Below are 23,052 nucleotides of genomic sequence, written 5' to 3' on the forward strand. Positions count from 1 at the left end.
CACTGGCCCGATGCCGCCTGATCTGCACGGCCGGGTCGCCCTCGTCGCGGGGGCGACCCGCGGTGCGGGCCGGGGAATCGCCGCGGCGCTGGGCGAGGCCGGGGCGACCGTGATCTGCACCGGCCGCAGCAGCCGCAACGTACTCCGGCGCTCCGACTACGACCGGCCGGAGACCGTCGAGGAAACCGCTGCGCTGGTATCTCAGCTGGGCGGGGTCGGTGTTCCGTTCGTCGCAGATCATCTGGACCACGACGACGTCCGCCGGCTGGCTGCGTTCGTTGATGCCGAGCACGGGCGGCTTCACGTGCTGGTCAACGACATTTGGGGCGCGGAACGGCTCAAGGGCGGTCCGGCGGACTGGAACACGCCGGTGTGGGAACACGATCTCGATGCCGGGTTGCGGATCCTCCGGCTCGGGGTGGAGACGCATCTGGTCACGTCGCATTTCCTGCTGCCGCTGGTGATCCGGGAGCCAGGCGGGTTGGTGGTCGAGGTCACCGACGGGACCGCGGCGCACAATGCCGCGCGCTACCGGATCTCGGTGTTTTACGACCTGGCCAAGGCGTCGGTGAACCGGCTGGCTTTCTCGCAGGGACATGAGCTGGCTGCTTACGCAGGTGCGGCTGTTGCGGTCACGCCGGGTTGGCTGCGGTCGGAGATGATGCTCGACGCTTACGGGGTGACTGAGGAGAACTGGCGGTCGGCTTTGGCGGCTGGTGCTCCTGCCGGGTTCGCGGAGTCGGAATCGCCGCGGTATGCGGGCCGCGGGGTGGCTGCGATGGCGGCGGATCCTGGGCGGGATCGGTAGAATCAGCGGTCGGTGAGTTCGGCGGAGCTGGCGCGGGAGTACGGGGTGACGGATGTGGACGGGCGGCAGCCGGACAGCTGGGGTGCTTAGGCGTATCGCTGCCAGCTGAGTTCGCCGCTTTCCAGATCCGCGCACACTTCCCGGAGCCACGTCAGTTCTGCCGTGACGACGGCTGTTCGGTGCTCGTGCTCCAGCAGGTGCAGCCGTGGAACGTAGGCGTCGCGCGAGGCGCGGAGCACCGTCTCGGTTCCGTCGAGCCGTTCCTGCAGCGCCTCGATTCGCTGTCGCAAGTGGACTAGTGCGTCTTCCGGGGCGAGCAGGTGCAGAAATGACACCGCCGCCGGAAAGAGCGGGAACTCGGCAGCCGGGGTCGCGATGCCGGAGCGGACCGCGGTCAGCAACGTTTCCCGACCGGCCGGAGTGATCTCGTAAACCGTGCGCTCGGGCCGCCGTTCGGTGCGTTCGACGGCGTGGACGCGGACCAGCCCGTCGCGGACGAGCCGGTCCAGCGCGGTGTGCAAACCCGAGCGCGTGCGGACATTCACGACCAGGTCGACGCCGCGTTCCTTGATCAGCTGCTGCATCCCGTAGGCGTGCCGCGGTTCCTCGGCGAGAAGCGCGAGAACCGCGAGCACGACCGGGGACAGGTTTCCTCGAGGAGCCATAGTCTGTACTGTACTAGTCTGTAACAGACTAATGGGGAGGGGCTGATGGAGAGCCGAAGTCTCGGTACCGCGCTGCTCGAAGTCGCGGTCTCTGTCGGGGGCTACTACGTGCTTCGCGCGTGCGGGGCGGGAGTTTTCTGGTCTCTGACCGGACCGGCGCTGGTGGTCGCGGTGCTCGCCGTCGCGGCGACAATCCGCCGTCGTCGGCTGGACCTGGTGGGGCTGCTGGTCCTGATTGAGCTGGCCACGACACTCACTTTGACTTTGGTGACGCGGAACCCGCGGGTCGCCGCACTGCGCGAGGCGGCTTACGTTCTGGTCGCTGGGGTTTTCTGCCTGGTCACGTTGTGGCGGCGGGCTCCGCTGACCCACGTTTTCGCCGCGTCGGCCGCGAGTTTCGGCGACCCGGCGCGGGAGCGGGCTTTCGCGTGCGCGTGGAGTTCGGTGCCGCGGTACCGGCGGTGGCAGCGCGCGCTGACCGCGCTGCTGGGAACGATTTTGCTGGCCGCGGCCGCGGTACGGGCGGTGATCCTGCTGAGTGCGTCGGAGGCCGGGCTCGCGCATGCGGTGGACGTGTCGAATACGGTGACGCTCTACATGCTCGGCGCGCTTGGCGTGGCGAGCGGGGTCCTGATCCAGGTGCCGCGGCGGATCATCGAGCGGCTCGCTTCGTCAGCGGACACCGGCTGACCTTCCTTGCTCGATCAGCGGTACTCCGCGTGGGGCAGCCATTTGCCGTCTCCCAGGTGGATCGACGGGACCCGGAAGATCGGTTTCTCGTAGCCGAGGTCCATGCGGAGGATGTTGTCTTCGCCGGGTTGGGCGAGGACTTCCCAGATGACCTCGACCATTCCGCCGGGGTGCTCGTTCCACTCGAATGTGCCCCGGTCCCAGAAGACCACGGGCCACTGGTTCGGGTCTTCGGGGCTGGTCCGCCAGAAGAACACGCCGCCGCCGGTGTCGTTGGCCCAGGGGAGGAGGCCGCCGGGTTCGGGGAACAGGCGGTAGCCGGTGCCTTCCAGGAAATTTCCCCAGGGGGAGTCGAAAGACTCGAGCACGTCGTGGATCTTGTCGCGGACGAACGTCTCCAGGTCGACGCGGGCGTCGACGGGATTGGCGAAGTTCACCGCGCCGCGGAAGCAGCCCGACGGGAACCTGGACATCAGGGCTTTGCAGTCGTCGGGGTAGCGGATGCCGACGGCCTGTTCGACCTCGGTCCAGTTCCGGCCTTGGCGGATGCCGCCGGTCCAGCCGGAGAGTCGGGCGAGTTCGTCGATCGATCGGGGGGTCATCGGTACTCCGGGTTCGGGATCCAGCCGAGCCGTTCGCCCGCGTACGTCGAGGGGACCCGGAAGATCGGTTCCTCGTGGTCGAGGTCGCGGCGGAGGAGATTGTCGCCTCCGGGGCGGGTGAGGACTTCCCAGATCATTTCCACGACGCCGCCCTCGTATTCGAACCATTCGCGGAAATCCGCGTTGTAGTGGGCGATCAGCCACCGGTTCGGGTCTGCTGGTTCGGTGAGCCAGCAGAACATGCCGCCCTGTCCGTCTCCGCCCCAGGGCAGAAGGCCGCCTTCGGCGGGGAAGAGGCGGTAGTTCGTGCCGTTGAGGTATTCCAACCGTTCGTCGGCCAGGATTTCCAGGGTTCCGAGGACGTCCTCCCGCAGGAAACGCGGATAGTCCGTGCGGGCGTCGACCGGGTTGGCCACGACGATCGCGTCGCAGAAAGCGCCCGACGGGAATCGGGAGAACAATTCCTTGTAGTCATCCGGGAGCACGGTGCCGATGTCCCGTTCGACAGTGCTCCAGTCCCGGCCCGGCCGGATGCTTCCGGTCCACCGGGTGATTTCGACGATCTCTTCGATCAGGCGGCTCACCTGCGCAGCCTACCGAAATTCGATCACCGGCGGGCTTGCGCTGAACGGAGCAATCAAACCCGAGGCAGCCGCCGTACCGCCGCCGTGTACTCCTCCGTGATGCGCGCGACGATCTCCGCTGCCGGAAGGACTTCCGTGATCAGCCCCGCCGACTGACCGGCTTCCACCTTTCCCGAAACGACATCGCCGTGCAGGGCGGCATCCTTCAGTGAGGAAGCCTGAAAAACCTTGCGCCGCAAGGACTCCTCCGCTCCGGAAGCCTCCAGTTCCTCCATTCGCGCGGTGAAGTCGTTCGCCAGCGCGCGGATCACCCCCAGTCCATGGCCCACCGTCCGCGTGTCGTCGACTCCGGCGGCGAGCACTGCCTGCTGGTAGGAAGGATGTACCGTCGCCTCGGAACTCGCCAGGAAGCGGGTTCCGAATTGAGCGGCGCCGGCGCCCAAAGCCAGCATCGCGGCCAAACCGGCGCCATCGGCGACTCCGCCGGACGCGATTACCGGGACCGAAGGCACGGCGGTGGCCACGGCACGGACCAGAACTTGCGTGGTCACCATTCCGGGCGGCGGATGTCCGCCAGCCTCGGCACCGACTGCCACCAAGCCGTCGACACCGGCGGCGGCGGCCTTAAGTGCATGCGAGACCCCGGCAACCACGTGCAGGCATCTGGTTCCGACAGCCTGGAACCGATCGAGATACCGGCGCGGGCCGCCTTGGGAGGCGATCAGGACTGGCGGGCGGCGGGCGAGCAGGAGCTCGATCACCTCGTCGGCGCCGGCCCGGTACAGGGGCAGGTTCACGGCCCACGGACGGTCGGTTCCGGCGGCCATTTCGTCCAGGACCCGCGCGAGGTCGGGCAGGCGCATCGGGCCGGCGGCGACTACGCCCAGGCCGCCGGAGTTGCTGACGGCCAAAGGCAAAGCCGAGGACGACGAGGCCCACGACATTCCGGCTTGGATGATGGGCAGGTCCAGACCCAGCAGGTCGGTGACGGAAGTGCGCATCAGGAGTTCTCCAGCAAAGTCCGCGCGTAACGCGCCAGGTGGTTCTTCTGCACCTTGGCGCTGGCGGTCATGCCGATCGCCTCGAAACCGTCCACAATGCGCAGATGTCGCGGGACTTTGAAGCCTGCCAAGCGTTCTTTCGCCCACAAGAGCAGCTCTTCTTCCGAAACACCGGCCGAAGTCAGCACGACAAATGCGAAGGGCACTTCGATCAACCGCTCGTCGGGCACTCCCACGACGGCGGCCTGGCGCACGGCGGGATGCCGGTGCAGCACGTCCTCGACCTCCGCGGGGGCGACGTTTTCCCCGCCCACCCGGATGATTTCCTTGGTGCGGCCGGTGAAATGGAACCGGCCGGAAGCATCGAGCAGGCCGACGTCTCCGGTGGACAGCCAGCCGTCGGCGTCGATCGTTTCGGCGGTCCGCACGGGGTCGTCCAGGTAGCCTTGCATGACATTCCACCCCCGCACCAGCACCGAGCCGGGTTCGCCGGGCGCGCAGTCGCGGGTGCCGTCCAGGGCGCGGATGCGGATTTCCACGCCTGGTTCGGGGGCCATCGCTCCGGAGGCCCGGATTTCTTCCGGTTCCCACCAGGCGGATTGCGCGACATTCGGAGACGCTTCGGAAAGCCCGTATCCGGCAACGCATTCGCGTGCGCCCAGTTCCTCGATGACGCGGCGCACGACGGTGGGGGAGGCGGCGACCCAGGCTCCGCGCAGAGACAGGCGACGGTGCGGGCGATCCGGGTGATTGAGCAGGAGCAGGGCGATGGTGTCGTTGCCGGAGAAGTGCGTGCACCGTTCGGTTTCCAACAGGCGCAACGCTTCTGCGGGTTCGAATTTCGGCATCGTCACCAAGGTGGTCGCGTGTTGCAAGGATGACAATACCGACAGCGTGCTTCCGGCGACGTGGAAGAACGGGCGGGCGGAATGGAACCGGTCGCCGGGGCGCAATCCCATGCGGGCACCGGAAAAGAAAGCGTCGGCGCACATGCTGCGGTGGGTCAGGAGGACGCCTTTGGGGCGCGAAGTCGTGCCCGAAGTGTATTGCACGAGAAGGAGATCGTCCGGAGTGGCAACGGGATCGGCGGGAGAACCGGCGGCCAGGAACTCGGTCCAGCTTTCTTGGCCCACGATGACGATGCGTTCCAGCAGCGGAAGGGAAGAGCAGCCGGGTTCGATGCCTGCCTCGGCGAACATTTCCGGGAAGTTGACGTTCAGAACACGGTCGGCGGCGAACAGAGTGCTGACCTTCGCGTGCGACAAAGTGTAGTGCACCTCGTCGGCGGTGAAGCGGGTGTTGACGGGCACGACGAGCGCGCCCAGCGAACCCAGCGCCAGGAAAAGCGTGACCCACTCCGGAGTATTGCCCAGGCAGAGCCCGACACGGGAGCCCCGGCCGATCCCGGAAGCGGCCAGAGCCCCGCGTGCCCGGGAAACCTCAAGAGCCAGTTCTCGGTAGGTGATCCGGGCATCGGCGGTGACGACGGCCTCGACGTCCGGAGCCAGGAGCGCGGCCCGCGCGAGGGCGTCCTGGACGGTGAGCGGGCAGGCGGTGCGCAGGTCGGTCATCGGGGCTCTCCAGTGAACCGGGCGACGCCGTCGCGCCAGCTGCCGTCGGCGAGGTTCTGTTCGATGGCGGACATTTCGATCCGGATGCCGCGGTCGAGGTCGGTTTCCGATCCCAGATCCACCGCCCGTTTGGTCAGGGCGATCGCGCCGGGCGGGGCGGCGGCGATGGCGGCGGCCACCTCGGCTCCGGCGGCGGCCAGGTCGGGGACGACGCGGTTGACCAGGCCGAGCGAAGCAGCCTCCGAAGCGGACAACGGCGTGTTGGTGAACAACAGTTCCTTGGCCCGCCGTTTCCCGATGGCGCGCTGAAGCCGCTGGGTCGCGCCGACGGTGCCCCAATGCGGTTCAGGGAAGCGGAAAACGGTGTCTGAGGCGGCAAGCGCGAAATCGGCGGCGAGGGTGATTTCCCCGCCGGAGCCGACGACGGTGCCGTGCACCAACGCGACGACCGGACACCGGCAGGCCTCGATCGCCGCATAAGCCGCGAAGGACGCGACTCGGCGGCGACGGACCCACGCGGCGTCCTTGCCGGTCCGCTCCTTCAGATCGGCCCCGGCGCAGAAGACCGGACCCGCGCCGCTGAGCAGCACAACCCGGGCGTCTGAGATATCGACCGCGTCGAAGGCTTCCTTCAGCGCGTGGCACATCGCGAGATCCACCGCGTTGCGCGCCGTCGGCCGGGCCAGTTCGACGCGGGCGATTCCGTCGGTGACATCCAGCGTCACGCGTTCGTTCATCAGATCACCCCCGCGGCCCGCAGGCCCTCGATCTCGTCCTCCGACAATCCCGCCAGGTCGCGCAGTACGACGTCAGTGTCCGCGCCGAGCACCGGAGGCGTCCCCAACGCCGGAGCGTCTCCGGCAGTCTCGCGCAACGGCGTGCGCAGCGCCGGGAACGCGCCTTCGACGGGGTGCGTGAACTCCCCGACGACACCCCGCGCGACGGCATGCGGGTCGGCCAGCGCCTCCCGGACCGAACGCACCGCGCCAACGGGGACCTCGGCGGCCTGCAGTTCCTTGACCAGCTGGTCCCGGTCGTGCTGGGCGATCGCACCGCGCAGGGCTTTCATGACGCGCGCGCGGTGTTCGACGCGACCGGCGTTGTGCCGCAGCGAAGGGTCTTCGGCCAAAGTGGACAGTCCGAGCACGGAGCACAGCGGCGCCCAATGCTGGTCGCTGCCGCTGATGTGCAGCCATTCGCCGTCCCCGGCCTGGAACGCCGCCGACGGCACGCGCCCCGGGTGTTCGGTCCCCGTCCGGACGGGATCCTCGCCGAGTGCGAACAGCCGCGCGGCGTTGAGGGCGTGCAGGCTGAGCTGGACGTCCATCATCGCTACGTCCAGGTGCCGCCCCCGGCCGTCGGACGATCGCCCGGCAAGCCCGGTCAGCACGGCGATCACCACCCACAGCCCGGACGTCAGGTCCGCCACCGGCACCCCGGTTTTCGCGGGCGGGCCAGCGGGATCGCCGGTCATCGCCATCACCCCGGACAGCGCCTGGAACACCGTGTCGTAGCCCTTGCGGTGCGCGTCCGGCCCGGTCTGGCCGAAGCCGGTCGCGGACACCAGCACGAGACCGGGATTCTCCGCGGCCAGTTCGGCGTAACCGAGGCCGAGCCGGTCGAGCGTGCCGGGCAGGAAGTTCTCCACGACGACGTCGGCGCGCGCGGCCAGTTTCCGGACGACGTCGCGGCCGCGCGGGTCCTTCAAGTCCACAGTGACCGATCGCTTGCCGCGGTTGAAGGCGAAGAAGTACGCGCTTTCGCCGTGCGGCAACCGGGGTTCGAAGCCGCGGGTTTCGTCGCCGCTGCCCGGGCGTTCGACCTTGACCACGGTCGCGCCGAGTTCGGCGAGGATCTGGGTGGCCAGCGGCGCGGCGAGGACCCGCGAGAGGTCCAGGACCGTGACCCCGGCGAGCGGGCCGGTCATGAGCGGAACCCGCGCATCAGCGCGTTGACGTCCTGTCCGGCGCGCATCGCGGCGTCCGTCGGCAGGTCCGCGACCCGGTAGAAGAGGTCCTTGGCCGCGGCGAGCGCGCGGGGCTCCACCGAGGCCCAGCGCTGCGCGATGGCGAGCGCCGCGGGCACGGTCTCGGCAGGTTCGACCACCCGGTTCACCAGCCCGGAGGACAACGCTTCTGCGGCGGTGAGCAGCCGGCCGGTGCTGACCAGCTCGAACGCCAGCTTGCGGCCCAGGTGCCGGACCAGCCCGGTCATCACCAGCGCGGGCACGATCGAATGCTTCAGCTCGGGATAGCCGAACTTCAGGTCCGACCCGGCGACCACCAGATCCGCCCCGATCGCCAGCCCGGCACCACCGCCGACAGCTGCCCCGCGCACCGCGCTGACGACCGGGACCGGCAGTTGCTGCATGCGCGTCTGGAGCCGGGCGGTGAGCGCGGCGCGTTCGAGAACGGCTTCCGGCTGGCCAGGGGTGAGCGACGAGAACTCGTTCAAATCAGCCCCGGCGCAAAACCCGCGCCCAGCCCCCGTCAAAACGACAGCACGGACGCTCGGGTCCCGTCCGGCTTCGTCCAACGCAGTATCGAGAGCGCGGGTGAGCGCGGTGTCGAGCGCGTTGAGTTTGTCCGGCCGATTCAGCGTAAGGACGCGGACGGCGTCGTGATTTTCGGTCAGCAGCACAGGTTTTCTCCCCAAAGAAAGGTCAGGCGGACGCGAAGCCGGCGCGGGCGACCATGCTGTGCAGCGGGCGGCCGAGCGCTTCTTCGCAGGCCGCGGACGCCGCGGCGAGCTGGTCGAGATCGAGGCCGGTTTCGACGCCCATCGCGGCGAACAGGCTGGCCAAGTCCTCAGTGCACACGTTGCCGGTGAGCCCGGCCCCGTAGCCGATCTTCGCCGGATGCCCGCCGACGCCGCCCATCGCGGAATCGAAATGGCGGCACCCGGCCTCCAGCGCGGCGACCGCGTTCGCGATCCCGGTCCCGCGCGTGTTGTGCAGATGCGCGACCAGCGGCAAGTGCGGGTTCTCGCGGGACAGCCGCGAGTACAGCGCACGCACCGAGCCCGGAGTCGCGACGCCGGTGGTGTCGCCCAAGGTCACCAGGCTCGCGCCGAGATCGGCGAAACGCGCGACGTCTTCGGCCACCCGCCCCGGGTCGACCTTGCCCTCGAACGGGCAGCCGAACGCCACCGAAACCACTCCGACCAGGCGAAACCGGCCGTCGGCGAGCTTCACCATCTCGGTGACCCGCTCCCATTGCCCGGCGCGCGTGGTGCGCAGATTCCGTTCGGTGTGCACCTCGGTGGCGGACACCAGCAGGCTCAGCTCCTCGGCGCCGTGCCCGGCTTCGAGGTCGGCGAGCGCGCGTTCGACGGCGCGCGGGTTCGGGCAGGTCGCCTTGAACGCGACGCCCGGGCGCCGGTCGATCCCGGCGAGCACCTCGGACGCGTCCGAGAACCCGGGGACCCGCGCGGGATGGCTGTAGCTGGTCGCCTCGATCCGGCGGAAACCGGCGCGCGCGAAGGAGTTCAGCAGCGCGATCTTCGTCGCGGTCGGCACGGGCTCCGGCTCGTGCTGCAGCCCGTCGCGGGCGAAGCACTCGCAGATCGTGACGGCGTCGGACATCCTGGGCCCACCTCCTCGTCGGTGGGTCCAGAAGTACGCGAGGGTGTTGATAAAGTCAACACTACTCGGCGACCGGGTGAGCCCGCTCACTCTCCTCGACGGCCAGCGCGTGCTCGGCCAGCTTGTCGAGCGCGCGGTCCAGCACTCGCGCCTCCTCGGCGGTGAGGGTGGCGAGGAAGTCCGCGTCGCGCTCGTTGGCGGCGGTGATCAGGCCGCGGTAGACCCGGGTGCCCTCGGCGGTCAGCGCCAGTTGCGACGTGCGCCCGGACCCGGCCGTGCGGTTGACCAGTCCGCGGTCGGTCAGACGGCTGACCACGCGGCTCATCTGCGCTTTGTCGAGTCCGGCGCGGCGCGCGAGCCGGTTGAGCGTGAGCGTCGGGTCGGCCGCGATGAGCGCGATCGCGCGCCATTCGCCGAGGCTCACGTCGAAATCGCGCCGGTAGCGCACCGCGGCGCTGCGCGACATCGCCGACGACGTGCGCGAGAGCCGGTAGGACAGCAGTCCGGAGATGGGGACCAGGTCGTGTCCGTCTGCGCGTTCGGCCATGGCCGGACATCGTAGCCGTTGCCCGTCAGGTGTTGACAAACTCAACACTTGATGCGGAGACTGCCCCTCGCCCGATCCGGACGAAGGAGTCTCAGCCGTGGCCGAACCATCCGCTGTCGCCGGCGCTCCGGCGACCGCCGCCGTCGATCGCAAAGCGACCTATCGCACGATCGCCCGGCGCGTCATGCCGCTGCTGGTGCTGTGTTACGTCGTGAGCTACATCGACCGGACCAACATCGGGATCGCGCAGCAGGGCCTGAAACGCGACCTCGGCTTCGGCCCCGCGGTGTACGGGCTCGGCGTCACGCTGTTCTTCGTCGGCTTCATCCTCTTCGAAGTCCCGAGCAACGCGCTGCTCGCCCGCATCGGCGCGCGCAAAACCCTCGCCCGCATCATGGCCACCTGGGGCGTGATGACCGTGGTGACCCTGTTCGTGCAGAACGAGATCATGTTCTACGCCGCGCGCTTCCTGCTCGGCGTCGCCGAAGCCGGGTTCTTCCCGGGCGCGTTGTACCTGCTGTCGCTGTGGTTCCCGTCGTCGCGGCGGACCCGGATGACGGCCGTGTTCTTCATCGGCATCCCGGTGTCCGGCGCGCTCGGTTCGGTGATGTCGGGCTGGATCATGCATTCGCTCGGCGGCGCCGGCGGGCTCGCGGACTGGCAGTGGCTGTTCCTGATCGAGGGGATCCCGCCGATCCTGCTGGCCGGGCTCGTGCTGCTCTTCGTCACCGACGGCCCGGAGCAGGCGAAGTGGCTCACCGCGGACCAGAAGGCGGCCGTGCGCGCCGACCTCGACGCGGACCTGCGGGACAAGGGCCCGGCGAAGCAGAAGCACAGCGGCCTGCTGCTCGCCCTGCGCGACCCGAAGGTCTGGATTCTCGGGCTCTGCGCGTGCGGCGCGTACACGCTGGCGAACGCCGTCTCGTACTGGACGCCGCGGATCATCGCCAACGCCGGCGTCGGCAACGTCCTGAACCTCGGCTTCTTCTCGGCGATCCCGCCGCTGCTCGGCATCGTGGTGATGCTGCTGGTCGGCAGGCATTCCGACCGCACGCTCGAGCGGCGCTGGCACGCGGCGATCAGCTGGATCGCGGCGGTGTGCGCGATGCTGGCGATCTCGGTGTCCGGCGGCAATGTCGTGGTCGTCATCCTGCTGCTCGCGGTGATGGCCGCCGCGCACTACTCGGGGCTCACGGTGTTCTACTCGATCCCGTCGATCTACCTGACCGACCGGGCCGCGGCGACCGGGATCGCGGTCGTGACGTCGATGGGATCGTTCGCGGCCGCCGCCTCGCCGTCGCTGCTCGGGTTCATCGAATCCTCGACCGGAAGCCTCTCGCTGGGGCTGCAGATCAGCGCGGGCATCATCCTGCTCGCCGTCGTGGTGCTGCTCGTCGGCGTCCGGCCCGGCGATCTCCGCGAACGGTGGCGCTGACCCTCCAAAGTGTGCCTTTCGGCACGCGAACCTCCCTTCGACCTCGGCGGGCTGCTCTTTCTCATCGCTCTCACAGGAACCCCGGAGTAGACCGGGTGCCGCCGGAGGGAGGAGCGGTGGGCGATGGAGCGCGCGAACGGGCACTGGGCCGAACGGATCGGCGTGGTCGCGCTGGTCGCGGTCCTGCTGGGCGGGGCCGCCTACGGATGGGCGGAACTGCGCGCGCTGCTGTCCGGGGTGACGACCTCCGCCGCGCTCGACGGACGGTCCCGGCCGGGCGGGGAAACCAACATCCTCGTCATGGGACTCGATTCGCGGCTCGACGAGCGAGGCGAACCGCTGCCCGCCGAACTGTACGAGCAACTGCACGCGGGCGACCAGCACGTCGGCGGCTACAACACCGACGTGCTGATGCTGCTGCACGTTCCGGCCGACGGGGGACATCCGACGGTCGTCTCCATCCCGCGCGACGACTACACCGACCTCGCCGGCTGTCCGGACGGAGTGTGCCAGGGCAAGATCAAGGAGGCTTACGGGTACGCGTTCGCCGCGGAGGCCAAACGTCTTGCCGCGCAAGGCGTCACCGAGAAGGCGGCTCGCGAACAGAGGGCACGGGACGCCGGCCGGGCGGCGGAAGTCGCCACGGTGCGCCAATTCCTCGGCGGAGTCGCGGTGGACCATTTCGTCGAAGTCACCCTGGTCGCGTTTTACCAGCTGGCCCAGGTCGTGCAGCCGATCACGGTCTGTTTGGCCGAAGCCACGCGCGACAGTTACTCGGGCGCGGATTTCCCGGCCGGGCAGCAGCGGATTTCCGCCGCGCAGGCGCTCGCGTTCGTGCGGCAGCGGCGCGATCCGCAGCGCGAGTTCACCGACCTGGACCGGGAACGGCGGCAGCAGGCGTTTCTCGTTTCGCTGGCGCATCAGCTGAAAGAAGGCCGCGTGTTCGGGGACCCGGCGAAACTCGGGCAGCTGGTTTCGGTCGCGAAGGAGAATGTCGCGATCGATTCCGGGCTCGACTTGAACGCGCTGGCGCGGCAGGCGGAATCGTTCGCGGGCGGAGATCTGACGTTGGCGTCGCTTCCGGTCGAACGGTTCGAAAAAGACGCCAAGGGCGAAGACGTCAATATTGTCGATCCGGTGAAAATCCGCGCCGCGGCGGCCCGGCTGCTCGGCCGGACGGTCCCGCCGCCGCCCGCGGCGACGGCCGGTCCCGCGGTGGACGTGGTGAACGCGAGCGGCCGGGAGGGCGCGGCCGCGCGGGTGCTGAAGACGCTCCCGTCGCGGGGATACCGCGCGGGACGCACGTCCAGCGCAAAGCACACGCACCGCACGATCGTCCGCTACGGACGCGGGGATTCCTCGGCGGCGGCCAAACTCGTGGCCGCGCTCGGCGGCGGCTACAGCGTTGGCTACGACGGCGCGCTGGCCGCGGGGGAGCTGAAACTCGTCCTCGGCACGGACTTCCGGGAAACGGCCGACCAGGTGGATCCGGTGCCGGTCTCCCCGGTTTCCCCGGCCGACGAATTGTCCGGAGGCGGGGTGCCCTGCGTGCGGTGAACGGGAGAAAGCACGAAGATCCTGTGAACCCGTTGAGAACTGCTTCCTAAATTAACTCTGCCGAGTGACCGTGGCGGCACTGCGTCCGCTAATGTCCGGACTCGCGTGACGAGCCGCACAGCCGCGGCTGGGGGATTGCCTGATTTCTGTTCTTGTTCCGATTTCAGTGCCGGGGAACGGCACTGCTGCTTCAGCCCGGCCTCACACCGCTCATTGTTGAGTGGTGTCCGGCCGGTTTCGTGACTCCTGTTCTCCTGGAAAGAGGTTTTCCTGTGACGCTGGACGCGGATCGGGCGCGCACCGTCGCGCCCGAGAGGCTCGCCGAAGGGGCGGCGGCGGTTTACCGGGCGGGTCCGGCGCCCGCCGTGCGCACGCTTTACGACATTTTCGCCGAAACGGTGCGCGAGCACCCGGACGCGCTCGCGCTCGACGACGGAACCGAGCGCGCGACGTACCGCGAATTCGCCGCGCAGGTCGAAGAACTCGCCGGACGCCTCCGCACCGCGGGCGTCAAACCGGGCGACCGCGTCGGCATCCGGATGACCTCCGGCACCGCGGCGCTGTACCGCAGCATTCTCGCCGTTCTTTCCACTGGCGCGGCCTACGTTCCGGTCGACGCGGACGATCCGGCCGACCGTGCCGAGACAGTGTGGACAGAAGCTCAGGTGAGCCTGGTCCTGACCGACGCGGGAGTGCCGGAGTCGCGCGGACCACAGTGGCCGCGAGTCCGCCCGCAGCCGCAGGACGACGCGTGGATCATTTTCACCTCGGGTTCCACCGGCAAGCCCAAGGGCGTCGCCGTCACGCATCGCGCGGCCGGGGCCTTTGTGGACGCGGAAGCCCGCCTGTTCTGCACCGCGCAGCCGCTCGGCCCGGGCGATCGCGTGCTGGCCGGGCTGAGTGTCGCGTTTGACGCGTCCTGCGAAGAAATGTGGCTGGCGTGGCGGCACGGCGCGTGTCTCGTCCCGGCTCCGCGCTCGCTGGTCCGCGCGGGTGCGGACCTCGGGCCGTGGCTGGTCGAGCGCGGCGTTACGGTCGTGTCGACAGTGCCGACGCTCGCCGCGCTGTGGCCAGTGGACACTCTGGCCAGCGTCCGGCTGCTCATCCTCGGCGGCGAAGCGTGCCCGCCGGAGGTCGTGACGCGCTTCGACGACGGCAAACGGGAAATCTGGAACACTTACGGCCCAACGGAAACCACGGTCGTCGCGTGTGCGCAGCGACTGCGCTCGGGCGAACCGGTGCGGATCGGGCTGCCGCTCGACGGCTGGGAACTCGCGGTCGTCGACCCGGAGGACCCGGCGGGCATCCCGGTGCCGTGGGGCCGCAGCGGCGAGCTGGTGATCGGCGGCGCCGGCCTCGCCCGGTACCTCGACGCGGCGAAGGACGCGCAGAAGTTCGTGCCGCTGCCGGGCCTCGGCTGGAGCCGCGCGTACCGCAGCGGCGACCTGGTGCGCGCGGTGCCGGAAGGGCTGGAGTTCGTCGGCCGCGCGGACGGTCAGGTCAAGATCGGCGGACGGCGCGTCGAACTGGGCGAGATCGACGCCGCGCTGCGTGCGTTGCCCGGGGTCGCCGCGGCCGCGACGGTCGTGCAGCGCACGGACAGCGGCGCGCAGGTGCTGGTCGGCTACGTGGTGCCGGAAGGCGACACCCTCGATCGCACGGCCGCGCGCAGCCTGCTGCGGGACCGGTTGCCCGCGGCTTTGGTGCCCCGGCTCGCGTTGGTGCCGGATCTGCCGGTCCGCGCATCGGGCAAACTCGACCGCGACGCGTTGCCGTGGCCGCTGGAAGAACCGGCCGCCGCGCCGGTGGTGCCGTCCGATCCGCGGCTGGCGTGGTTGCTGCAGGTGTGGAGCGAGCACCTCGGAACCGCGGCCGGTCCGGACGACGACTTCTTCGACCTCGGCGGTTCGAGCGTGACCGCCGCCCGGCTCGTTTCCGTGCTGCGCGAACGGTATCCGAGCGCGGCAGTGTCCGATGTGTACTCCTGCCCGACGCCGCGGGAGCTGTACGAGCGCCTCGACGGAGCGCCGGTCGAAACGGTCGCCGCGGAGGAGCCGCGGGTCGCCCCGGTGCGCGGCAGCGGCTGGTGGCAGGCCGGGGTGCAGCTGGTTTTGCTGGCCCTGTCCGGAACGCGGTGGCTGCTCGCGGTGTCGCTGCTCGGCTCGCTCGCCGCGCTGGTGCTGCCGATGCAGTGGCTGCCGCGGATGTCGTGGTGGATCCTCGTGCCCGCGTGGCTGGTGCTGCTGAGCCCGCCGGGACGGATGCTGCTCGCCGCGGGCGGGGTGCGGATGCTGCGCGGCAAGCTCGCGCCGGGGGAGTACCGCCGCGGCGGTCTTGTCCACCTGCGACTCTGGACGGCGGAACGGTTCGCGGCCGTGGTCGGCGCGCCCGGGGTCGCCGGTACGCCGCTCGCCGCGCCGTATGCCCGGTTGCTCGGCAATCGGGTCGGCCGGGGCGTCGACCTGCACTCGCCGCCGCCGATGAGCGGTCTCGCCGACTTCGGCGACGGATGCGCGATCGAGCCCGAGGCGGACCTGGCCGGATGGTGGCTGGACGGTTCGGTGCTGCGGATCGGCCGCGTCCGAGTCGGCGCCGGCGCCCGGGTCGGCGGCCGCAGCACGCTGCTTCCGGGCACCGACCTCGGCACCGGATCGGTGCTGTTGCCCGGCTCGACGCTCGACACCCGCGTACCGGACGGCGCGGTCTGGGGCGGCTCCCCGGCCGGGCCTTCGGGAGAACGCCCGGCGCGACCGGCCGCGGCGGCACCGCGGGCGAAGCGGTACTCGCTGGCCTTCGCACTGGGCGGGACGGTGCGGTCGCTGTTCCTGTTCGTGTCCGCGATTCCGCTGATCGTGGTCGCGCTGCTCCTGGTCCCGGCGGCGGACGACCCGCGCAGCGCCGCACTGGCGATCCTGCCGTGGACGCCGTTGCTCGTCTTCGCCGGAATCGTGGTGTACGCCTTGACGATCGTCGTGCTCGTGCGGCTGGCCAGCCTGGCCGTGCGACCGGGGGTCCATCCGGTCCTGAGCCGGGCGGGCTGGGCGGCCTGGTTCGTGCACGAACTGCTGGAAATCGCTCGGCGGCAGCTGTTCCCGCTCTACGCGGCGCTGGCGACCCCGGTGTGGATGCGCTTGCTGGGCGCCCGGATCGGCCGCAACGTCGAACTGTCCACTGTGCTCAGTCTGCCGTCGCTGCTTCGGGTGCGGGACGGCGCTTTCCTCGCGGACGACGTCCTCGCCGCACCGTACGAACTCGACCGCGGCTGGGTCCGGCTGGGAATCTCGGAGGTCGGCGAGCGCGCGTTCGTCGGCAACTCCGCGGTCGTCGGCCCGGAGCGGACGCTCGGCTCGGGCTCGCTCGTCGGCGTCCTGTCCGACACCCCCGCGGAAGTTCCCGACGGCACCTCCTGGCTCGGCCGCCCCGCGCTGGAGTTGCGCCGGACCGCCGACTCCGCCGACCCGGCCCGCACTTTCGCGCCCCCGCGCCGGTTGAAGCTGGCCCGCGCGCTGGTCGAATCGTGCCGGATCGCGCCGCTGCTGATCGCGGGCCTGCTCGGGCTCGCCGTGAGCGCGGTGCTGACCGGAGTGGACCTCGCGGACGGCTTCTGGGTCGCCGCCGCGCTCGCGCCCGCGGTGTTCGTGGCGGCCGGTCTCTTCGCCGCGCTGCTCACGACGCTGATGAAATGGACGCTGGTCGGCCGATTCCGGCCGGGGCGGCATCCATTGTGGAGCGCGTTCGTGTGGCGGAACGAGCTGTACGACACTTTCGTCGAAACCCTCGCGGTCCCGTGGTTCGCCGGTTCGTTCCTCGGCACGCCGGTGCTGAACTGGTGGCTGCGGACCCTCGGCGCCCGCATCGGCCGCGGCGTCTGGTGCGAGAGCTACTGGCTGCCGGAAACGGACCTCGTCCACCTCGGCGACGGTGCCGTGGTGAACCGCGGTTGCGTGCTGCAGACCCACCTGTTCCACGACCGAGTCATGCGTCTGGACCCGGTCCGCCTCGGCCCCGGTGCGACTCTCGGGCCGCGCGCGTTCCAGCTGCCCGGCAGCGGGGTTTCCGACGGCGCGACGGTCGGTTCGGGTTCGCTGGTGATGGCGGGGGAGACTGTCCCGCCGCGCACCCGGTGGCGCGGCACGCCGGTCCGTCCCTGGCGGTGACTCCCGGTGGGCGGTTCCGCTGCGCGGAGCCGCCCACACCTGCGGAGCGGTTTCGTGGCGGTGAGCGGGCTAGGTCCGCGGCAGGCCGGTGTGCGCCGCCCCGCTGGCGAGTGCGGCATCGACCTCCGCGGCGGAAAGCCCCGCCGCGGCAAGCACCTCCCGCGTATCCGCCCCCGGCGGCCGCGGCGGCTCAGCGGCACACCCCGGCGTCCGGCCGAGCTTCACCGGCACCCCGACCCCGCGGTACCCGTCCCGCTCCACGACCATCTCCCGATGCCGCACCTGCGGAGCGTTCATCGCCTCCGCGAGGTCGTGCACCGGAGAAGCCGGAACCCCCTTCGCCAGCAGCAACTCAGTCAAAGTGTCCCGTTTGTACTGTCCGATCAGGACACTCAGCTCAGCCCGGAGCGCACCGGCATTGCGCACCCGATCGGCATTCGAAGCGAACCGCGGATCGGAAGCCAGCCCGGGGGCACCGAGCACGTCGACCAGTGCCGCGAACTGCCGGTTGTTTCCCGCGCCGACGAAGAAGGGTCCGTCCGCGGTCGAGAAAGTCTCGTACGGCGCGATCGACGGATGCGCCGAACCGGTCCGCTGCGGAACCGCACCGTCGGCGAGCCAAGCCGCGGAATGCGGGTGCAGCAAGCTGATCACCGTGTCCAGCAAAGAACAATCCACCAGCTGGCCCAGCCCGGACCGCGCCCGCTCGTGCAGTGCCAGCAGAATCCCGGAAAACCCGAGCACCCCGGTCACCACGTCGACCACCGGCACGCCGATCCGCAGCGGCGGTCCGTCCGCCTCGCCGTTCACGCTCATCAGGCCGCCGTAGGCCTGCAGCACCGCGTCGTATCCGGGAAGGCCGCCGAGCGGGCCGTCCGTGCCGAAGCCGGTGATGCGGCAGTGGATCAGCGCCGGATGCTCCGCCCGGATCGTCTCGTCCGGCCAGCCCCACCGCGCGAGCGTGCCCGCCTTGAAGTTCTCCACCACCACGTCCGCGCCCGCGAGCAGGGTGCCGAGCAGCGAACGACCGTCCGGACCGGACAGATCGAGGACGATGTTCTTCTTGCCCCGGTTGAGATTCGCGTAGTACGCGCTCGTCCCTTCGGAGAGGAACGGCGGACCCCAGGTCCGGGTTTCGTCGCCCGAGGGCGGTTCGACCTTGATCACCTCGGCCCCGTGGTCGGCCAGCATCTGCGTGCAGTACGGCCCGGCCAGCACCCGCGACAGGTCCAGCACCCGCAGTCCGTCGAGCGCGCCCATCAGTACGACCTCGGCAGCCCGAGCACGTGCTGGGACACGTAGTTCAGCACCATTTCCTGGCTGATCGGCGCGAGCCGCAGCAGCCGCGCCTCCCGGAAATACCGCTCCACGTGGTACTCCCGCGCGTAGCCCATCCCGCCGTGGGTCTGGATCGCCTGGTCGGCGGCCTGGAACCCGGCGTCCGCGCACAGCCATTTCGCCATGTTCGCCTCCTTGCCGCAGGACAGGCCGCGGTCGTAACGCCAAGCGGCGTTGCGGGCCATCAGCTCCGCCGCGTCGAGCCTGGTCGCGGCCTCGGCCAGCGGGAACGCCAAGCCCTGGTTCTGCCCGATCGGCCGGCCGAACACCTGCCGTTCGCCGGCGTACCGAACCGCGCGGCGCAGCGCGGCCCGGCCGATGCCGAGCGCTTCGTGGGCGAGGAGGATGCGTTCCGGGTTGAGCCCGTCGAGCAGGTACCGGAAGCCCTTGCCCTCCTCGCCGACGCGCGCCGATTCCGGTACCTGCAAGCCGTCGATCAGCACCTCGTACGACGGCACCGCGTTGCGGCCGAGCTTGGGGATCGCGCGCAGCTGCACCGCGTCGGACTCGATGTCCACCACGAACAGAGACATGCCGTCGGTCGGCTTCTCGACTTCGTCGCGCGGCGTGGTGCGGGCGATCAGCACCATTTTCTGCGACTGGCCCGCCTTGGTGATCCAGACTTTCCGGCCGTGCACCACGTAGGAATCGCCTTCGCGGCGGGCGAAGGTGGAGATGCGCGTGGTGTCGGTGCCCGCGTCCGGTTCGGTCACGCCGAAGCAGACGTGCAGCGAACCGTCGACCGCGCCGGGCAGGATTTCCTGGCGCAGCTGCTCGCTGCCGTGCTTGACGATCGTGTTCAGCCCGAAGATCGTCAGGTGCATCGTGCTGCACCCGTTCATCCCGGCCCCGGACGCGGCCACTTCTTCCAGCAGCAGCGCGGCTTCGAGGATGCCGAGCCCGCCGCCGCCGTACTGCTCCGGGATCGCCATGCCGAGCCAGCCCGCGGAGGCGAACGCGTCGTAGAACTCGCGCGGGAACTCGCCGCGTTCGTCGCGTTCGGCCCAGTACTCGTCGGGGAACCGGGCGGCCAGCTCGCGCACGGCGCGCCGGATGTCCTCCTGGTCTTGGCTCAGCTGGAAGTCCACAGTGCTGCTCTCCATTGTGCGCATATAAGAACGCCGAGTTCGGATATGCGTCCAACGTAAGGCGGCGCGCGGTCCGGGTCAAGCACCGTCCAGGGCGGTCGCCGCGATAGGGTTCGTATGTACGAACGCAGGGGAGGCTGCCATGACCGAGTCGACGGCCAAGGCCCACCGGACGGTCGGCCGCGTCACCAGCATCCTCGAATGCGTCGCGCGGCAGCCCGGCATGCGGCTGCACGAGCTGTCGGTGGCCCTCGACGCGCCGAAATCCTCGGTGTTCGGCCTGGTCAAAGGCTTGGTGTCGACCGGCTACCTGGTCGAGGCCGACGGCGCCTACCGGCTCGGTCCCGCGCTGGGGAACCTGCTCACCGGCGGCCTGCCCGGCATCGCGACCGCGGCCCGGCCGGCGCTGGAGGAACTGCGCCGCCGCTTCGGCGAGACCGTGATGCTGGGCGCCGCGGTCGGCGATTCGCTGATCTACGTGGACGCGGTCGAGTCCGAACAGCCGATCCGCTACTCCGCGCCGTTGCGCACGCGGCGGCCGCTGTATCCGCCGAGCGCGGGCAAGATCTTCCTCGCGTACTGGTCGGCGCGCCGGCGCGAGGCGTACCTGAAGTCAGTGCTCCCGGACGCCGATCGAGTGCGGGCCGCGATGGAGGAACTCGACACCGTCCGCGCCAAGGGGGTCGCGCTCAACCGCGGCGAAACCCTGCCGGACGTGAGCGCGGCGGCGCGCCCGATCCTGGTCGACGGAGAGGTGGTCGCGGCGATCGCGGTCGCCGGTCCCACCCCGCGGATTTCCGGACGGCTGCCGGAGATCGGCGACGCGCTGGCGGGCATCGCCGCGGCGGTCGTGAAGCGCTGGGAAGCCGCGCGCCAGGGCTGAGCCCGAATTCCCGGAGACCCTTGACCGGTGTGTTCGCGGTCTCTTAGCATCCGGATATACGCATCAAGCGTTCCCAAATACGCACGCAACGGCGCGCGCCGGCTGGCTTCCGCTCGCCTGTGCCCCAGTTCCGGAGAGCAGGACCATGCCCAGTGTTGTGGACGACAGCGTCGGAACGACCCGGAAAGCCCCGCGCGGAGTCGGGGTCGCGGTGGTCGTCGGCTCCGCGCTCGAGTGGTTCGACTTCTACCTCTACGCGTCGATGGCCGCGCTGGTCTTCGGCCACGTCTTCTTCCCGCCCGGCAACGACGCCGCCGCGACGATGGCCTCGGTCGCGACCTTCGCGGTCGGTTTCCTCGCCCGTCCGGTCGGCGGCATCGTGTTCGGCGCGCTCGGCGACCGGATCGGCCGCAAAAAGGTGCTGTCGTGGACGTTCGTGCTGATGGGCGTTTCCTCGGCAGGCATTGGACTATTGCCCAGTTACGCGAGCGCCGGGCTTCTCGCGCCGGTGCTGCTCGTGGTGCTGCGGCTGTTGCAAGGACTCGGCGCCGGGGCGGAATTCGGCGGCGCGATCGCGGTCGCCTACGAGCACGCTGATCCGCGCAAACGCGGACGGCAGGGTTCGTGGCCCGCGCTCGGCGTGAACGTCGGGTTGCTCGTCTCCTCGCTCGCCGTCGCCGGACTGACCACTTTGGACAAGGAATTCCTGCACGGCTTCGGCTGGCGGATCCCGTTCCTGGCCAGCTTCCTGCTCGTCGGCGTCGGCGTGTGGGTGCGCCGCCGGGTGCCGGAGACCCCGGAGTTCGAGAACCTGGTTCGCAGCAGGAAAAACCGGCCGCGCGGCTGGGCGAACCGGCCCCTGGTGAAGCTGTTCCGCAGCGACTGGCGCGCGCTGACGGTGGTCATGGTGATCACCATCGGCTACAACGGCGTCAGCTACGTGTTCAAGACGTTCTCCCTCGCCTACCTGACGAATTTCCGCGGCGTGCCGGCGAATATCGGCGCGCTGGGGATCAGCATCGCGAGCGGGATGGCGATCGTGACGGTGCCGATCGCCGGGTGGATCAGCGACCGGATCGGCGCGAAGAAGGTGGTCGTCGCCGGTGCGATCGCGACCGGGCTGCTGGCGTTCCCGTTCTTCTGGCTGCTCGACACCGGCGTCAGCTGGTACATCTGGCTGGGCCTGGTGTTCGCGACCGGCATCGTGGTCCCGGCGATGCTGTCCGCGCAAGGTGCGTTCCTGGCCAAGCAATTCCCGGCCGAAGTCCGGTCGACCGGCCTCGGCACCGGGCGCGAGGTCGGGGGAGCGGTGTCCGGCGGGCTCGCGCCGCTGGCCGCGCTGGCGATCGTGGAAGCGTCCGCGACGCACGCGACCTGGGGTGTTTCGCTGCTGTTCATCGCGGGTGCGTTGTGCATCGGATTCGGCGCGCTCGCCGATCAGAGCCGCAACGCCCTCAACTGAACCGGCAACGCGGTGCGGCCCCGGCTGCCCATCCAAGGCACCGGGGCCGCAACGCGTTGGCCTCTCCGCCGATCAATTCGCCCGGCTAGGCGACGACGACGGGGCCGGAGTCACGAAGCGACGCTGAGCTGCGTGTCCAAGGCTTGGTCGCCCTGCGCCTTTTCGTTTCCGTGCGCCTCGCTCTGGATGCGGTCCTTGGCCACGCCGTCGGCCTCGAGCGCGCTCGCGATCGCCTGCGCGCGCTCCTCGGAAAGCTTCTTCGCCTTCTCCGCGTCCGGGTAGCCGGCGTGGGTCTCGACCTTCAGCTTGACGTCGTTGCCCTGCATGGCTTTCGCGATCGCGGAGAGGCCTTCCTTGGCCTTGCCGGTCAATTCCGCCTTCTCCGGCTCGAATTTGATCGGCGAGGCCTGCGAGGCCTGCTGGATCGCCGCGGTGACCGCCTGCGCGGCCGGGCCGCCCTGTCCGGGGGCTCCGTTCTGGCCCGACGCGCCGTTCTGTCCGGACGCGCCGTTCTGCCCGGCGTCGCCGGACTGGTTGGCGCCGCTGGGCTGTGCGGCCGCGCTGGACTGGGCGGTGTTCTGCCCGGACGCCTTGGATCCGGACGAGTCGTTCGATCCGCCCGACCCGCACGCGCTGACCAGCGCGACGACGGCTGCGGCCCCGACGACCGCCTTGACGAGTGCCCTCTGCATGGGAATTGCGCTCCTTCGGCTGGGTTCGCCGGGATCTGAACACGGGGCCCGGGCACCGGCAACCGGGACGCGCTCGCCGAACGCGCCGAGCCACCACCCGGTTTCGCCCCGTCAGCAGGGCGAGCGCGGCGGTTCGCGGCCTCGTGCGCCGGAATCGACATCCACCCGGGTGAGGGACCCCGGGTGTCCACAAAGGACAGTAAGATCACCGCGCGCCGTGGGTGTATAACGTCCTATTCATCTCGGCTTTGGGCGATTTGCCCGACCGTCGCGAGGCGTTCGTCCGGTCCGACCCGGCCTCGAAAGGCCCCGCGACCGGCGGCGGATTCCAGGGGTGCATCTCAGGGTGTTCCCCGATGCCGGGTGCGCACGGCCGCCAGCATGCTGAG

19 protein-coding genes and 1 pseudogene are annotated in these 23,052 nt (G+C 70.0%); 7 read left to right on the forward strand and 13 right to left on the reverse strand.

Translation table 11 applies throughout. From position 1 onward, the window contains the following. Positions 1–10: 10 nt before the first annotated feature. A pseudogene (locus tag CU254_RS14445) lies at positions 11–898 on the forward strand (SDR family oxidoreductase). Here the strand turns inward: CU254_RS14445 and CU254_RS14450 are convergent. Next, positions 895–1,473, reverse strand: a complete 579-nt coding sequence (locus tag CU254_RS14450) for a PadR family transcriptional regulator (protein WP_009076846.1) — start codon at positions 1,471–1,473, stop codon at positions 895–897. The pseudogene CU254_RS14445 and the gene CU254_RS14450 sit on opposite strands and share 4 nt — an antisense overlap. 45 nt (positions 1,474–1,518) lie before the next feature. Here CU254_RS14450 and CU254_RS14455 point away from each other — a divergent pair, with 45 nt between their 5' ends. Then, a complete protein-coding gene (locus CU254_RS14455; RefSeq protein ID WP_009076848.1) occupies positions 1,519–2,163 on the forward strand; it encodes a VC0807 family protein in 645 nt (214 codons plus the stop codon). Positions 2,164–2,177: 14 nt separating this feature from the next. On the opposite strand, the gene CU254_RS14460 is transcribed toward CU254_RS14455, so the two are convergent. From CU254_RS14460 to CU254_RS14500, 9 genes are all read right to left on the reverse strand, one after another. Next, positions 2,178–2,765: an SMI1/KNR4 family protein gene (locus CU254_RS14460; protein WP_050788179.1), complete on the reverse strand. Its 588-nt coding sequence runs from the start codon at positions 2,763–2,765 to the stop codon at positions 2,178–2,180. Next, a complete protein-coding gene (locus CU254_RS43015; protein ID WP_037713644.1) occupies positions 2,762–3,349 on the reverse strand; it encodes an SMI1/KNR4 family protein in 588 nt (195 codons plus the stop codon). Before CU254_RS43015 ends, CU254_RS14460 begins: the two co-directional genes overlap by 4 nt. 53 nt (positions 3,350–3,402) lie before the next feature. Then, complete coding sequence (locus CU254_RS14470) at positions 3,403–4,350, reverse strand: nitronate monooxygenase family protein (protein ID WP_037713647.1); 948 nt, start codon at positions 4,348–4,350, stop codon at positions 3,403–3,405. Beyond that, positions 4,350–5,921, reverse strand: coding sequence for an AMP-binding protein (locus tag CU254_RS14475; protein ID WP_009076853.1), 1,572 nt, complete (start codon positions 5,919–5,921; stop codon positions 4,350–4,352). Before CU254_RS14475 ends, CU254_RS14470 begins: the two co-directional genes overlap by 1 nt. Then, positions 5,918–6,658 (reverse strand): enoyl-CoA hydratase/isomerase family protein, encoded by a 741-nt coding sequence (locus CU254_RS14480; RefSeq protein ID WP_009076854.1) that lies wholly within the window; start codon positions 6,656–6,658, stop codon positions 5,918–5,920. The genes CU254_RS14475 and CU254_RS14480 overlap by 4 nt, the downstream gene beginning before the upstream one ends. Further along, positions 6,658–7,848 carry a CaiB/BaiF CoA-transferase family protein gene (locus CU254_RS14485; RefSeq protein ID WP_009076855.1) on the reverse strand — a complete coding sequence of 397 codons (1,191 nt, stop codon included), beginning with the start codon at positions 7,846–7,848 and terminating at the stop codon, positions 6,658–6,660. Before CU254_RS14485 ends, CU254_RS14480 begins: the two co-directional genes overlap by 1 nt. Then, positions 7,845–8,561: an enoyl-CoA hydratase/isomerase family protein gene (locus tag CU254_RS14490; protein ID WP_199785906.1), complete on the reverse strand. Its 717-nt coding sequence runs from the start codon at positions 8,559–8,561 to the stop codon at positions 7,845–7,847. Before CU254_RS14490 ends, CU254_RS14485 begins: the two co-directional genes overlap by 4 nt. 22 nt (positions 8,562–8,583) lie before the next feature. After that, positions 8,584–9,504, reverse strand: coding sequence for a hydroxymethylglutaryl-CoA lyase (locus CU254_RS14495; protein ID WP_009076858.1), 921 nt, complete (start codon positions 9,502–9,504; stop codon positions 8,584–8,586). 61 nt (positions 9,505–9,565) lie between these two features. Continuing rightward, entirely contained in the window at positions 9,566–10,051 is a 486-nt protein-coding gene (locus CU254_RS14500; protein ID WP_037713649.1) for a MarR family winged helix-turn-helix transcriptional regulator, read from the reverse strand. A gap of 97 nt (positions 10,052–10,148) precedes the next feature. On the opposite strand from CU254_RS14500, the gene CU254_RS14505 reads away from it, so the two are divergent. The 3 genes from CU254_RS14505 to CU254_RS14515 all read left to right on the forward strand — a co-directional run bounded on the left by CU254_RS14505 (position 10,149) and on the right by CU254_RS14515 (position 17,200). Beyond that, positions 10,149–11,486: an MFS transporter gene (locus CU254_RS14505; RefSeq protein ID WP_009076862.1), complete on the forward strand. Its 1,338-nt coding sequence runs from the start codon at positions 10,149–10,151 to the stop codon at positions 11,484–11,486. 123 nt (positions 11,487–11,609) lie between these two features. Next, on the forward strand, positions 11,610–13,043 hold the full coding sequence (locus CU254_RS14510) for an LCP family protein (RefSeq protein WP_009076864.1): 1,434 nt from the start codon (positions 11,610–11,612) through the stop codon (positions 13,041–13,043). Positions 13,044–13,315: 272 nt separating this feature from the next. Further along, positions 13,316–17,200, forward strand: a complete 3,885-nt coding sequence (locus tag CU254_RS14515) for a Pls/PosA family non-ribosomal peptide synthetase (protein WP_100266788.1) — start codon at positions 13,316–13,318, stop codon at positions 17,198–17,200. A 69-nt stretch (positions 17,201–17,269) separates the two neighbouring features. Here CU254_RS14515 and CU254_RS14520 read toward each other — a convergent pair whose 3' ends face one another. Together CU254_RS14520 and CU254_RS14525 are read right to left on the reverse strand one after the other, a co-directional pair. After that, positions 17,270–18,460, reverse strand: a complete 1,191-nt coding sequence (locus CU254_RS14520; RefSeq protein WP_009076868.1) for a CaiB/BaiF CoA-transferase family protein — start codon at positions 18,458–18,460, stop codon at positions 17,270–17,272. Next, positions 18,460–19,641, reverse strand: a complete 1,182-nt coding sequence (locus CU254_RS14525; RefSeq protein ID WP_234392829.1) for an acyl-CoA dehydrogenase family protein — start codon at positions 19,639–19,641, stop codon at positions 18,460–18,462. Before CU254_RS14525 ends, CU254_RS14520 begins: the two co-directional genes overlap by 1 nt. A gap of 127 nt (positions 19,642–19,768) precedes the next feature. Between CU254_RS14525 and CU254_RS14530 the strand changes: the two genes are divergently transcribed. Further along, positions 19,769–20,509: an IclR family transcriptional regulator gene (locus CU254_RS14530; protein ID WP_009076872.1), complete on the forward strand. Its 741-nt coding sequence runs from the start codon at positions 19,769–19,771 to the stop codon at positions 20,507–20,509. A 145-nt stretch (positions 20,510–20,654) separates the two neighbouring features. Continuing rightward, positions 20,655–21,971 carry an MFS transporter gene (locus CU254_RS14535; protein ID WP_009076874.1) on the forward strand — a complete coding sequence of 439 codons (1,317 nt, stop codon included), beginning with the start codon at positions 20,655–20,657 and terminating at the stop codon, positions 21,969–21,971. Positions 21,972–22,081: 110 nt separating this feature from the next. Here the strand turns inward: CU254_RS14535 and CU254_RS14540 are convergent, their stop codons facing one another. Beyond that, positions 22,082–22,663, reverse strand: a complete 582-nt coding sequence (locus CU254_RS14540) for an OmpA family protein (protein WP_009076875.1) — start codon at positions 22,661–22,663, stop codon at positions 22,082–22,084. Between the last annotated feature and the right edge of the window lie 389 nt (positions 22,664–23,052).

This window comes from Amycolatopsis sp. AA4, assembly GCF_002796545.1.
GTDB lineage: Bacteria > Actinomycetota > Actinomycetes > Mycobacteriales > Pseudonocardiaceae > Amycolatopsis.

Excerpts from the sequence above, each read along its gene's own strand:
- CU254_RS14450 (WP_009076846.1), bottom strand. The coding sequence starts at position 1,473 with ATGGCTCCTCGAGGAAACCTGTCCCCGGTCGTGCTCGCGGTTCTCGCG.
- CU254_RS14455 (WP_009076848.1), top strand. The coding sequence starts at position 1,519 with ATGGAGAGCCGAAGTCTCGGTACCGCGCTGCTCGAAGTCGCGGTCTCT.
- CU254_RS14460 (WP_050788179.1), bottom strand. The coding sequence starts at position 2,765 with ATGACCCCCCGATCGATCGACGAACTCGCCCGACTCTCCGGCTGGACC.
- CU254_RS14470 (WP_037713647.1), bottom strand. The coding sequence starts at position 4,350 with ATGCGCACTTCCGTCACCGACCTGCTGGGTCTGGACCTGCCCATCATC.
- CU254_RS14475 (WP_009076853.1), bottom strand. The coding sequence starts at position 5,921 with ATGACCGACCTGCGCACCGCCTGCCCGCTCACCGTCCAGGACGCCCTC.
- CU254_RS14480 (WP_009076854.1), bottom strand. The coding sequence starts at position 6,658 with ATGAACGAACGCGTGACGCTGGATGTCACCGACGGAATCGCCCGCGTC.
- CU254_RS14485 (WP_009076855.1), bottom strand. The coding sequence starts at position 7,848 with ATGACCGGCCCGCTCGCCGGGGTCACGGTCCTGGACCTCTCGCGGGTC.
- CU254_RS14495 (WP_009076858.1), bottom strand. The coding sequence starts at position 9,504 with ATGTCCGACGCCGTCACGATCTGCGAGTGCTTCGCCCGCGACGGGCTG.
- CU254_RS14500 (WP_037713649.1), bottom strand. The coding sequence starts at position 10,051 with ATGGCCGAACGCGCAGACGGACACGACCTGGTCCCCATCTCCGGACTG.
- CU254_RS14510 (WP_009076864.1), top strand. The coding sequence starts at position 11,610 with ATGGAGCGCGCGAACGGGCACTGGGCCGAACGGATCGGCGTGGTCGCG.
- CU254_RS14520 (WP_009076868.1), bottom strand. The coding sequence starts at position 18,460 with ATGGGCGCGCTCGACGGACTGCGGGTGCTGGACCTGTCGCGGGTGCTG.
- CU254_RS14525 (WP_234392829.1), bottom strand. The coding sequence starts at position 19,641 with ATGGAGAGCAGCACTGTGGACTTCCAGCTGAGCCAAGACCAGGAGGAC.
- CU254_RS14530 (WP_009076872.1), top strand. The coding sequence starts at position 19,769 with ATGACCGAGTCGACGGCCAAGGCCCACCGGACGGTCGGCCGCGTCACC.
- CU254_RS14535 (WP_009076874.1), top strand. The coding sequence starts at position 20,655 with ATGCCCAGTGTTGTGGACGACAGCGTCGGAACGACCCGGAAAGCCCCG.
- CU254_RS14540 (WP_009076875.1), bottom strand. The coding sequence starts at position 22,663 with ATGCAGAGGGCACTCGTCAAGGCGGTCGTCGGGGCCGCAGCCGTCGTC.